The sequence below is a fragment of the Candidatus Nitrospira nitrificans genome, from assembly GCF_001458775.1.
Taxonomy (GTDB): domain Bacteria; phylum Nitrospirota; class Nitrospiria; order Nitrospirales; family Nitrospiraceae; genus Nitrospira_D; species Nitrospira_D nitrificans.
The window spans coordinates 109696-122537 of sequence record NZ_CZPZ01000032.1 but is presented as its reverse complement, the minus strand read 5'-3'; the positions used below and the strand labels follow the sequence as shown (position 1 = coordinate 122537).

The following is a 12842-nucleotide window of genomic DNA, read 5'->3' as shown; positions in this document are numbered from 1 at the left end:
AGGCATACTTGAAACTGTATGTCGAGGCTACGAAGGGCGAGCCTGCCCACTGGCCGCGCGAAGTTGGCGGCCAAGATGGTCGTAGCGGCGTATCGGCGGTTGCAGTAGAAGCACTCATGAATAGTGTGGGCTAGGATGGAGAGGCCGCAGGGGTCGGAAGCACAGAAGGTGCATGAGTCAATGACGCATCCTGAAGCTCCGTCCCAGGATAGTAGTAGCCAAGAATGCTCGAAAACGAATATCCCAGCTCCGCCAGCTCCTTCGCGCCCCACTGGCAAAGACCGACCGCATGACCGGCTCCGTAGCCTGAGAAAACGACGTCCTGCCCGACCGACTCAACTACAAATTGCGTACTGGGCACCACCGTATACCCCACGGCTTTGCGCAGATCTTCGCCCCGTAGTGTCAATTCCCCGCTTGAGTGCGCAATCCGCAGGGTCGCCACTCGTCCGGCGCGGCTATAGGCGAGCGGTGTGATAGCCGAGATGGTTCCCACCATAAATCCTTGTTGCCGCAAATTCTTCTCCAAGGAGTCGATCTTGACGGAAGCCTTCCACTGATAATACGGGGACTCGAGATCGAACGGGCACTCCACGCCCTTCAAATATGGAAGATCCTTCGACCACACGATCATGGCGTCTTCCGTAATCCCGGCGGCGGTCGAAGAGAACGCGGCATAGATCGGGGCACCCTCATGGGTCACCACCAAGCCTCTCGTCGATTCTACGGCCTGGATCACCCGCTCATCGATACCGTGACGGCCACGATAGACCTGATCTTGGATACCGGCAACGACATCGTAATCCCGTCTGGCACTGAGCATATGTTGATACAGCGCATAGGTCCGGGTAGCGATGGCCTGCACCTTCAACATTTCAGGATGCCAGGCAGAATTGACCTCCGCCGGCACGACCCCTTTGACATACTCTTCCACATCGACGTGATTGACCAGGAGCCGTCCCTTCCCCCGCCGGAGAAGCTGGATCACTCCGCTGATTTGCAGGCTGCCCTTGTCATCACCGGCATGAAGCACGGTCCTCCTGCCGTTCCCATTCAGCCGGAGCTTGAGGTCGTGATTCCCGGCCCGTAACGTCAACTGATCGCTGACCACCGGTTTGCCGTTGAGGATCAACGCATGGCCGCTCACCTTAATCCGTAGCACAGGTCGATAGGACCACGCCTGATCATGTTCATCCGTCACCCAAATGGTCTGATCGGTATGGACTTCCAGCTGCTGAACATCCGACGCCAACAGCACGCGAATCGATTGCGCAGCCCAGGCCTCCGGCGTCATGATCGAGCCGAGGCAGAACCCCAATCCCGCTGCGCCGGCCCGGAGCCGCGCGGCTATCATCGGCGAAAGAGCCATCCTACAAGATAGAATAGCAGACTCAGAAGGATACTGAGGACAATACTTGTCGCGATGGGAAAATAGAAGCTGAAATTGTCACGCTTGATGGAAATGTCGCCCGGGAGCTTGCCGAGCCAACTGAAGACGTTCGCGAAGCCAGGAATCCGCTCCACAACGACCAACAGAACCCCGAGCGCAACGATTCCAAGCCCTATTCCGATTAAGACCTTGCCAAGCGTAGTCCATTCCGGCATCGACGTTCATCCCAATGAGCGGCGCATGCAAGCAGTCTGGCGATACCGCGCGCAGCGCTAGCCATTCACCAGACATTCCGCGATCTGAATGGCATTCAGAGCGGCTCCTTTGCGAAGATTGTCGGAGACCACCCACAGATTGAGGCCGTTCGCAATCGATTCATCCTCCCGCACGCGACCGATATAGACTTCATCCTTTCCGGTCGCATCCAACGGCATCGGGTATAGTTTCTTGACTGGATCGTCGTAGACAATCACACCGGGCATGGCCGCGAGCACAGCCCGCGCTTCGTTTGCCTTCAAGGGACGCTCCAATTCCACATTGATCGCCTCAGAATGGCAGCGCAGCACGGGAACTCGTACCGTCGTGGCGGTGACCCGAAGGGCCGGCGCATTGAGAATCTTTCGAGTTTCTTTGGCAATCTTCACCTCTTCCGAACAGTCCCCCCCCTCGTTAAACGAGCCGATGTGCGGCAACAGATTGAAAGCGATCTGGTACGGATAGACTTCCGTTTTGATGTCCTGAAACGCTAAGAGATCTTTCGTTTGCTCCATCAGCTCATCCATCGCCGCCGTGCCTGTTCCCGAAACGGACTGAAAGGTCGTGACCACCACACGCTTGACCCCCACCGCGTCATGAAGGGGCTTGAGCGCCATCACCAACGGAGTAGTCGTGCAGTTTGGAATGGCCACGATTCCTCGAGGCATCAGGCCTAACGCGGCGGCATTCACTTCGGGGACCACCAAGGGAACCTGATCATCCATGCGGAACACGGCGCTATCGTCGATGACGACGATTCCCGCCGCCCCCAATCGCTGGCCGTACTCTTTGCTGATGGCATCAGTGGCCGAGATAAACGCAAGATCTACTCCGGCAAAGGAAGACGATTCCGTCAACTCTTCGATTATCCACTCCTTGTCCTGGCAGGTCATGACTTCGCCGGCCGACCGCTTGGACGCGAAGAGCCGGAGGCCGGCGAGCGGAAATTTGCGCTCTTCTAAAATCTCCAGCGTTTCTTGCCCAACCGCTCCGGTCGCGCCTAGAACCGCCACCGTATACCCTGATTTCTTCTTCATCATGAAGCGCTCACTCCGATACCAATACGCGAATACGATGATTAAACGTGTCGGCCACCAGCAACGCTCCGTCGCGATCCGCAACGATGCCGAATGGGTAACACAGACTTGCTTTTCGTGCGACACCGCCGTCACCGGAATAGCCGGGAACTCCTTGCCCCGCCACGCAGACGGCCACACTCGATTCCCAATCCCACCGCCGGATGACGTGATTGTCTGAATCGGTCAGAAAGAGATGCCCCTGATGATCCAAGGCGATTCCGGTCGGGCGTGAAAGACTGGCTGACGGCGCATCCGACGGCGACTCATACCGATAGACTCCGTCGTCGCCGGCCACCGTGGTCATCAACCCTGACGAAAGCTCGACGCATCGCACTCGGCCGTTGAACGTATCGGCGACGTAGAGTCGGTCCGCCGTCAGGGCCAATCCACTGGGGCCTGACAGTGCCGTGTTTGCGGCAGGCTTCCCATCGCCGTCGTACACCGCGGCGCCGGTTCCCGCAATCGTCTGAATCACACCGGTCTTGAGATCTACCATCCTTACACGATGGTTGCTTTGATCGGCGATATAGAGTCGGCCCGCATCGTCAATGACCAGCGCCGCCGGTTCGTTGAGCGCAGCCTGGTCGGCGGGACCGCCGTCACCGGAGAATGTGGCCTGACCGGTTCCGGCCACGGTCGAAATAATCCCGGTGCCGGCATCGACCACCCGCACACGATGGTTCATGGTATCCGCGATATACAGATTCCCCTCCCGATCCACCGCGACTGCCGTAGGAAAGTTAAGCAGCGCGCTCACCGCGATCCCGCCATCTCCGCCATGCCGCCTGGGAGATGAGGCTGCTTGATTCGTCCAATACCGGACTGTGCCGCTCACATCCGCTTGCTGCGTAAATTTGGCGTGACTGAGTTTGTCGGTATCATCGGCCAAAGGATCTTCATCCGCGAGCTGTGTGGGTGCGCTCCGTTGCACAGCCGAACTCATCCGGCCCTCGCCGGACATGCCGGCTACCGTTGAGATAATACCGGTCGCGCGATCGACCTTCCGAACGACATGGTTTTCCGAATCGGCCACATAGACATTGCCATGGCAATCGATCGCCACGCCTTTTGGCTCGTTCAAACGGGCTTGTATCGAAGGTCCCCCGTCTCCCGCATAACCAGATTCGCCGGTGCCGGCGAAGGTTCTGATCATGAGGGTGGAAAGAATGGCGGTCATGGTTTAGAGCCAATGATTAGGCGTTTGAAAAACTCTTTGCCCGCAGGTTGTTCAAAAAGGCTGTTGTTCTCACCCGCCCGACCCCGGCGTGCCAAGACGCGCCTCGCCACAGGCATGGCCGCAGCGTCTGTCCGCTTCACGAGATACGCTCGCCTCGCTGAGCGAGCGAAGCGGGCTTCACACGCTTCCAAGCGAGGCGGGACGCCGGCGGCGGACTTTTTGAACATCCTGCTCTAATTCAAGTTTCGGACAATCGCCTCGCCCATCTCCACGGTACCGACAATCTTCGCTCCGGGACTCTGAATATCTTTGGTCCGATAGCCAAGATCGAGCGTCTTCACGATGGCCTGTTCGATGGCTTCCGCTTCTTTGTCGAGTTGAAAAGCGTACGACAGCATCATGGCAGTCGATGAAATCGTGGCGATTGGGTTCGCAATATTTTTCCCCGCGATGTCCGGAGCGCTCCCATGAATCGGCTCAAACAAGCCGACCTTGGCCCCGATGCTCGCCGACGGCAACATGCCGATTGAACCGGTCAGCATCGCCGCTTCATCGCTCAGAATGTCTCCGAACATGTTGTTGCACAGCAGCACGTCGAATTGCCGTGGGTTCCGCACCAACTGCATCGCAGCGTTATCCACGTAGATATGTCCGAGTTCGACATCCGGATAGGATGCATGGATGTCAATGACCACCTTGCGCCACAGCTCGGACGATTCCAACACATTGGCTTTATCGACTGAGGTGACCTTCTTGCGCCTTTTCCGCGCCGCCTCGAACGCAACCTTGGCGATCCGCCGAATCTCTTCCGTCGTATAGACTTCCGTATTGACCCCCCGCTCTTCCCCATTCGGCAACTTTTCGATGCCCTTCGGCTTGCCGAAATAGATTCCGCCCGTGAGCTCGCGAATCACGAGGATATCGATGCCCTCGACCACCTCGCGCTTCAACGTGGAGGCATCCACGAGATTCGAATAGAGCTTGGCCGGCCGCAAGTTGGCATAGAGCCCTAAGGCTTCCCTGATTCCAAGCAGCGCGCGTTCCGGCCGCAGGCTGTACTCCAAGCCCTCCCATCGCGGCCCCCCGACGGCGCCCAGCAAGACGGCATCACTTTGTTTGGCGAGCGCCAAGGTGTCCTGTGGCAGCGGCACACCCACTTTATCGATCGCCTGACCGCCGATATCGGCTGCGACAAACTCGAATGAGTGCCCATACTTCTCGGCGATTATTTTCAATACCTTCACGGCTTCGGGAACGATCTCTCGCCCGACCCCGTCTCCCGCCAGCACTGCAATCTTGGCCTTCACTATGGCTCCTTTCGATGACTAGCAGGATGTTGAAAAAGTCCTCCAGCGTCGTTCTCGCATCGCACGCCTCGCAAAGTCGGCGATGCGGGCTCAGAAACTCAACGGAACAAAGTACGCTTCGCCTCTTCGCTCGCTGCGGCCTTGCTGAAAGGCCTTTTTGAACATCCTGCGAGCAATTCTTATTTAGAAAGAACTTCGTTAGAACCTGCTATTCCAATATCGTTTCATCTTCTATTCGCCAGGCCGGGTCAACGAGACACAAAAACTCGAGATCGATTTCCCCGGTATTTTCGACGAACTGATTCCCCCCTGGCGGCACATAGATAGTCGTTCCGGGCTCGATCAGCGTGGCATGGTCGTCGATCGTGAAGCGGCCGCTCCCTGAGATGAAGTAGTAGACTTCCGACGAGGCCAAAACATGACGCTTTGAGCGCCGACCAGGCGGTAATGTCCCATGAACAAGACTATATTTCAGTTTGAGCTGATGCTTGGCAGGATGAAAAATCTCCCGCAAGCGAGTATCGTCCCCCGCCAGAAATTCGGGGCGATCCGCCAGCGCCACCTTGAACACGGACAAGCTCCCTCATTCCCACAGACCTTCTCACGACAGCTGAAACTGTACCGTGGAGTTCCGCGTCAAATCAAGTTCACCTTCTGCTCGCCTTGGGCCTGTTTTGTCGCCAGGTAGGCCAGTTTGTTCAAGGCGCTGATATAGGCCCGAGCAGACGCGGTGATGATATCGGTGTCGGCGCCATGGCCGGTCACGGTCCGCCCATCTTCTTGCACCCGCACCGACACTTCACCCTGTGCGTCCGTCCCCCCGGTGATGGCCTTCACGACATACATCAGCAATTGGCTCTTCGTCTGTGTCATGGCGGCAATCGTGCGGTACACGGCATCCACCGGCCCATCGCCGGTCCCGGTTTGAACGATGGAGGTGCCGTCGATTTCCAGTTCGACCGTGGCCGTCGGGACCTGATCCGTTCCACTCGATACTTGTAGTCCCTTCAACCCAATGCGCTCGGCCATCTTCGATAACTCTTCGGAGACAATGACTTCGAGGTCTTCCTCGAAGATCTCTCTCTTTTGATCGGCAAGTTTCTTAAACCGCTCGAAGGCGTGGTTGACTTCTACCTCGCCGAGCTTGTAGCCCAATTCTTCCAAACGTTGCCTGAAGGCATGACGCCCGGACAACTTTCCCATCACCATCTGGCTTTCGACCAACCCAATCGATTCCGGACGCATGATTTCATAGGTCGTCTTTTCCTTGAGCAAGCCATCCTGATGGATGCCCGATGTATGGGCAAAGGCATTCGCCCCCACGATCGCCTTGTTGGGTTGCACCACCATCCCGGTGATCTTGCTGACCAGACGGCTGGTCTTTGCAATCTCCTCGGTTCGAATCCCGGTGTCCGCCTGATAGAAATCCGTTCTGGTGCGAAGTCCCATCACAATCTCTTCCAAGGATGTGTTACCGGCGCGCTCCCCGATCCCATTGATCGTACATTCCACCTGGCCAGCTCCGTTCATGATCGCCGCCAAACTGTTCGCCACCGCAACACCCAGATCGTTGTGGCAATGGACGGAAATGACGGCTCGTGCGGCATTGGGGACCTTATCGCATATCCCCTTGATCAATTGGCCAAATTCTTGTGGCACGGCATACCCTACCGTGTCGGGAATGTTCACGGTGCCTGCGCCGGCGGCGATGACCGCCTCGATCACCTCATAGAGGAACGAGGGGTCGGATCGACTCGCATCCATCGGAGAGAATTCGACATCCTCGACATAACCCCGCGCACGCTGGACCATCTCCACGGCGCGCTGCTTGGCCTGCTCGCGCGTCATCCGAAACTGATGTTTCAGGTGAATATCGGACGTTGAAAGAAACGTATGGATGCGGACCTTCGGGGCGCCTTTCAAGGCCTCCCAAGCCCGATCGATATCCTCCGGACGAGCCCTCGCTAAGCTGCAGATCGTCGGTCCTTCGACCTCCTGCGCAATACGCCGCACCGCCTCGAAGTCGCCGGGAGAGCTATAGGCAAATCCCGCTTCAATGATATCGACGCCGAGCCGGGCCAGCTGCTTGGCGACCATGACCTTTTCTTCCACGTTCATGCTGGCGCCGGGCGATTGCTCGCCGTCCCTCAACGTCGTATCGAAAATTCTGATCATGCGTGCCATGGTGCCACCTCTTCTTTTATACAAGATCGCTCAAAATGCCTTTCCAGCAAGGCCGCAGGGAGCGGGACGACAGAGGCGTACCTCCAAGGTACGTCGCAGGGAGGCACGCGACCGAGAACACCGCTGGAAGGCATTTTCAGCGATCTAAAAATAGAAAAGCCTTCATCCCCCATAAGACCCAGGGACGAAGGCTTCACGCACTCCGTGGTACCACCCTGATTCAGCCTGAGGACCGACAGGTCGTCAGACCCTTCATTCTGCCTCTTACGGAGGCAAGGCGGAATCTCTTACTTCATGTTCAGAGATTCGGCTCGGAGGCGAGTTCGGCGACGCTTAGGCTGGTTTGCACCATCCACCAGCTCTCTCTGCAGAATGTTGACACCGGATCCAGCTTCGTTCTCGCACCGTTCAAAGGCTCAACGTACATCAAAACCGTACGCCTCGCCTTTTCACTCGCTGCGGCCCTGCTGGATAGCCGCTTTGAACATTCTGCTTTCTAAACGACTCGCGTACTACTCCTCGTCTTAGCCGTTCAAACCTTTTCAGTTCCTTCCACTGTCGCTCACCGTTATGAGTTCGATTCGATCGGCGAAGGCTCGGCTTTGCCGATGCTTTTTTTCCCGGCTGCCGGGACGACCATCGAAACGACTTTTTCGACCGGCCCCATCAATGCATAGCCGGCAAAGATGACGAATAACATGACCGCCGGCCAGGCCGCCACCATCATCAGCGTCAAAATGCCCCAGACCAGGTACGTGATCTGCCGGTGCCCCTTGAATTTCAGGTCTTTAAAGCTGCGATACTTAATCGTGCTGACCATCAAAAACGATAGCGCCAACGTCATCAACAAGACCACGATGGACCTGACGTCTCCTCCCATCTTGAGAAGATAATGATCAAAAACCACGAGGGACGCCACCACGCCTGCAGCGGCTGGAATAGCCAGACCGGTAAAGTATTTCCCATCTGCCAGCGCAACGGTAGAATTAAACCGCGCCAGCCGCACCGCACCCATGGCCACATAGGCAAACATCACGGCCACGCCAAACGTACCCTGCCCACTCAAGGCCCATGAGTAGATCAACAAACCCGGTGCGACACCGAATGACACCACGTCGGACAGTGAATCATACTCCAGCCCGAACTGACTCGTGCTGTTGGTCAATCTCGCCGACTTGCCGTCCAATACGTCAAAAATCATGGCGACAAAAACCGCGATGGCCGCTTCCAGGTAGTTGCCGTTGAAGACGGATAAGATCGCAAACACGCCGCAAAACAGGTTGCCGGTGGTAAAGAGGTTTGGAATGAGATGCATGGCGGCTTTTCGCCGTTTCCCATCTTTCCCAAAAGAATTCTTGAAACCTGCCGTTTTCATGGCAACTCTCCAATAATGGTTGCGCCGCCTTTCACGCGCTCACCAACCGCCACTCGAATCTGCGTGCCGATCGGCAGAAACGTGTCCATGCGCGATCCGAACCGAATCAAGCCGAACCGCTCACCGCGTATCGCCCGTTCCCGCTCGGAAATCCAACAAACGATCCGCCGAGCGATCAGTCCCGCGACTTGCACACAGAGTACCTTAATGCCCTCGTGCGTCTTGATCATGACGGCGTTCTGCTCATTCCTCAGCGTCGCTTCCGGTTTACTCGCAACTAAAAACAACCCCGGCTGATACTGGATACCTTCGACGACGCCGTCACAGGGCATCCGATTGATGTGCACATCGAACACATTCAAGAAGATCGTGAGCCGGATGGCGCGTTCTTTCAGATATCGCGGCTCGAACTCTTCTTCGATCGCGATCACCTTTCCGTCGCCGGGCGCAACGATCAGATTCGGACCTTGTGGGATAACCCTGGCCGGATTCCGAAAAAACCAAGCGGAAAACACGGTCGCGACGGCGCCGATACATGCGACGACCGGCCACCCCAGCCATGCCGTCACCAGTGTAACGCCGGCAGGAACCACAATGAAGGGAATTCCTTCTTTGGCAACGGGAACACCGACCGCTTGATCTGCCACGGCATCGCCTCAGTTTTTTGTTTTGTCGACGAGCTGATCCTTCTTGAGCCACGGCATCATCCCACGCAGCTTGGCTCCGACGGCTTCGATAGGATGGGCCTCGCCCTTCGCCAGGAGCGCATTGTAGACCGGTCGATTGGCTTGATTCTCCAAGACCCACTCTTTGGCGAACCGTCCGGTCTGGATCTCCTCAAGGATCTTCTTCATTTCCTGCTTCGTCTGTTCAGTCACCACGCGCGGACCTCTGGTCACATCACCGTATTTCGCCGTCGTGCTGATCGAGTAGCGCATGTTGGCGATCCCGCCCTGATAGATCAGATCGACGATGAGCTTCACCTCGTGCAAACATTCGAAGTAGGCCATCTCCGGCGAGTACCCGGCTTCGACCAGCGTCTCGTACCCGGCCTGGATCAGCGACGTCAGCCCACCGCAGAGCACGGCTTGTTCGCCGAAGAGATCAGTCTCGGTTTCCTCGCGAAAATTCGTCTCGATGACACCGGCTCGTCCACCGCCGATCGCGCTCGCATAAGCCAATCCGACCTGCTTCGTGGTGCCGCTGGGATCCTGATGAATCGCCAGTAGACAAGGTACCCCGCTGCCCTTCGTATATTCGGAACGAACGAGATGTCCCGGCCCTTTCGGAGCGACCATGAAGACATTGATAGAAGCCGGAGGCGCGATTTGACCGAAGTGAATATTGAAACCATGTCCGAACGCCAAATAGGATCCGGCTTTAAGATTGGGCGCCACGTCTTGCCGATAGATGGCGGCTTGCGCTTCATCCGGCGCAAGAATCATCACAACGTCGGAAGCCTTCACAGCATCGGCGACCGGCATGACCTTGAGTCCGCTCTGCTCGGCTTTTTTCCATGAGGCGCCCTCACGCAATCCAATGACGACACTCACCCCGCTCTCCTTCATGTTGAGCGCGTGCGCATGCCCCTGGCTTCCATAGCCGATCACAGCCACGGTCTTGTTTCGAATCTGCTGAATATCGGCATCCTTATCGTAGTAAATTTTCATGACCAACCCTTTCCCTTATCTTATCAGTATAAAGCAAAACGTGGCGTGCAGCGGGACGTTAGTCTCGGGCGACCTTCTTCGCTTGGACAGCAACGGGACGGACCGGCTCTCGCGCGACGGCCACCCGGCCGGTACGGACCAAATCCTTGATCCCAAGGGGCTGCAACAAATTGATGATCGCCTCAATCTTCTTGGGGTCTCCGGATACTTCGATGGTATAGGTGCTCGGGGTCGAATCGATCACGTTCGCCCGAAAGATATCCACGATTCTGAGCGCCTCAGCTCGATCCGCATCCTTCGTGTGCACCTTGATGATCGCCGTCTCTCGTGAAACGAACTCCGTTTCGTTCAAATCCACGACTTTGATGACATCGATGAGTTTGTTCAACTGCTTGACGATCTGCTCGATGATCCGCTCATCCCCCGAGGTCACAATCGTCATCTGAGACATGGACGGATCCAGCGTCGGTGCGACCGACAGGCTCTCGATATTGAATCCGCGACCGCTGAATAGCCCAGCGACCCGCGAGAGGACTCCAAACTTATTTTCGACCGTCACTGAAATAATGTGTTCCATACAACGCTTTCAACTGAGAGCCGTTCGCCGACGGTTTCCCCTATGCCGTGAGAACCGTATCCTTATCCTCCGGCGTCACCTTTTCCGCACCGACTTGTTTCTTTTTCAACTCCGGTGGATCTTCCAGGAGCATTTCGTGGTTGCAGCCGCCGGCCGGGATCATCGGATAACAATTCTCATAGGGATAGGTCGGCACATCCACGATGACGGGTTTATCCGTCGCCAAGGCTTCTTTCAGGACCGCATCGAGGTCTCCGACCTTCTTGACCCGCAACCCCACCGCTCCGTAGGCATCCGCGAGTTTGACGAAATCTGGAGTGGTGTCCAGATAGCTCGACGCGTAGCGTCCTTCGTAGAACAGATCCTGCCATTGGCGGACCATGCCGTGAAATCCATTGTTCAAGATAATGATCTTCACCGGCAACTTACTCACGACCGCCGTGGCCATTTCCTGCATATTCATCTGAATGCTGCCGTCTCCCGCAATACACAGGACCAGTCGGTTCCGGAACGCGGCTTGCGCCCCCATTGCGGCAGGGAATCCGAACCCCATCGTGCCAAGCCCGCCCGATGTCAACCATCGGTTTGGCTTTGCCAGCTTGAAATACTGCGCGGCCCACATTTGATGTTGTCCGACATCCGTCGAGACGATCGGATCCCGGTCCTTGGTCAGCTCATACAGCCGCTTGACCACCTCCTGCGGCTTGATCGGCCCGTCCTTCTCTTGGCGATACGCCAAGGGATGGGCCTGCTGCCATTCCTGAATTTGATCCCACCAGGGCTTCCGCAGATCTTTCTGTTCCCCGTTGACCGTCGCGCGCAAGATCTGATTCAACTCACGGAGCACGGTCCTACAGTCACCCACGATCGGAATATCGACATGGATGTTTTTCCGAATAGAGGTCGGATCGATATCGACATGAATCACTTTCGCATGGGGACAGAACTCCGACACCTTGCCCGTCACCCGATCATCAAACCGTGCGCCGACGGCGATCACCAGATCGGAGTAATGCATGGCCATGTTCGCCTGGTAGGTCCCGTGCATCCCGAGCATCCCGAGCGATAACGGATGCTCGCCTGGAAACGCGCCAAGCCCCATCAACGTCATGTCCACCGGAATCTGTGTCATCTCGGCCAGTTCAAGCAGCTCCTGTGAAGCACCAGAAAAAATCACCCCACCGCCGACATACAGAATCGGCTTCTTGGCCTTCATGATCGCTTCGGCTGCCTGTTTGATCTGCCATTTATTTCCGTCGTAGGTCGGGTTATACCCTCGAATCGAAACCGAATTTGGATAGGTGAATTCCGCTTTGGCCATCGAGACATCTTTCGGGATATCCACCAAGACCGGACCAGGGCGGCCGGTCGTCGCAATATAAAATGCCTCTTTGATTGTCGCCGCCAAGTCGTTCACGTCCTTGACGAGAAAATTGTACTTCGTGCAGGGTCGGCTCAATCCGATGTTGTCGGCTTCCTGAAAGGCATCGTTTCCGATCAAATTAGTCGGGACTTGGCCGCTGAAACAGACCACAGGAACAGAATCCATATAGGCATCGGCTAACGCCGTGATGACGTTGGTCATGCCAGGGCCCGAGGTGACCAGACACACGCCGGCCTTTCCAGTCGCCTTCGCATATCCTTCGGCCATATGGCCCGCGCCCTGTTCATGGCGCGTCAAAATCACTTCAACATCCTTCTGCTGATGGAGTGTATCGAAAATCTTCAAGACGACTCCGCCAGGAAGCGCGAAGACGGTCTTCACGCCTTCACGCTTCAAGCATTCGATGAAGATTTCAGCACCGGTGAGTTTCATACCAACCCTCCC

At 56.6% G+C, this 12842-nt stretch carries 12 protein-coding genes; all 12 read right to left on the bottom strand.

All coding sequences use genetic code 11. The features are described 5' to 3' along the window. Window positions 1-130 precede the first annotated feature (130 nt). A complete protein-coding gene (locus COMA2_RS15955; protein ID WP_175304662.1) occupies window positions 131-1354 on the bottom strand; it encodes a SpoIID/LytB domain-containing protein in 1224 nt (407 codons plus the stop codon). Further along, window positions 1351-1605, bottom strand: a complete 255-nt coding sequence (locus COMA2_RS15950) for a DUF2905 domain-containing protein (RefSeq protein ID WP_090900548.1) — start codon at window positions 1603-1605, stop codon at window positions 1351-1353. Before COMA2_RS15950 ends, COMA2_RS15955 begins: the two co-directional genes overlap by 4 nt. A 57-nt stretch (window positions 1606-1662) precedes the next feature. Further along, complete coding sequence (locus COMA2_RS15945) at window positions 1663-2685, bottom strand: aspartate-semialdehyde dehydrogenase (protein WP_090900545.1); 1023 nt, start codon at window positions 2683-2685, stop codon at window positions 1663-1665. A 7-nt stretch (window positions 2686-2692) separates the two neighbouring features. Further along, a complete protein-coding gene (locus tag COMA2_RS15940) occupies window positions 2693-3901 on the bottom strand; it encodes an NHL domain-containing protein (protein WP_090900542.1) in 1209 nt (402 codons plus the stop codon). Between the two features lie 233 nt (window positions 3902-4134). Then, entirely contained in the window at window positions 4135-5208 is a 1074-nt protein-coding gene (gene leuB, locus COMA2_RS15930; RefSeq protein ID WP_090900537.1) for a 3-isopropylmalate dehydrogenase, read from the bottom strand. A gap of 208 nt (window positions 5209-5416) precedes the next feature. Then, entirely contained in the window at window positions 5417-5779 is a 363-nt protein-coding gene (locus COMA2_RS15925) for a cupin domain-containing protein (protein WP_217490798.1), read from the bottom strand. A gap of 65 nt (window positions 5780-5844) precedes the next feature. Next, window positions 5845-7392, bottom strand: coding sequence for a 2-isopropylmalate synthase (locus COMA2_RS15920; RefSeq protein ID WP_090900531.1), 1548 nt, complete (start codon window positions 7390-7392; stop codon window positions 5845-5847). A 568-nt stretch (window positions 7393-7960) separates the two neighbouring features. Beyond that, the gene (pssA, locus tag COMA2_RS15910) at window positions 7961-8767 is read right to left on the bottom strand and encodes a CDP-diacylglycerol--serine O-phosphatidyltransferase (protein ID WP_090900526.1); all 807 of its coding nucleotides are present in this window, start codon (window positions 8765-8767) and stop codon (window positions 7961-7963) included. Beyond that, window positions 8764-9414, bottom strand: coding sequence for a phosphatidylserine decarboxylase family protein (locus COMA2_RS15905; protein WP_090900523.1), 651 nt, complete (start codon window positions 9412-9414; stop codon window positions 8764-8766). The genes pssA and COMA2_RS15905 overlap by 4 nt, the downstream gene beginning before the upstream one ends. 9 nt (window positions 9415-9423) lie before the next feature. After that, window positions 9424-10437 (bottom strand): ketol-acid reductoisomerase, encoded by a 1014-nt coding sequence (gene ilvC / locus COMA2_RS15900; RefSeq protein ID WP_090900520.1) that lies wholly within the window; start codon window positions 10435-10437, stop codon window positions 9424-9426. Window positions 10438-10495: 58 nt separating this feature from the next. Continuing rightward, a complete protein-coding gene (gene ilvN, locus COMA2_RS15895) occupies window positions 10496-11014 on the bottom strand; it encodes an acetolactate synthase small subunit (protein ID WP_090900514.1) in 519 nt (172 codons plus the stop codon). Window positions 11015-11054: 40 nt separating this feature from the next. Then, entirely contained in the window at window positions 11055-12830 is a 1776-nt protein-coding gene (gene ilvB, locus COMA2_RS15890; protein WP_090900511.1) for a biosynthetic-type acetolactate synthase large subunit, read from the bottom strand. Window positions 12831-12842: the final 12 nt, after the last annotated feature.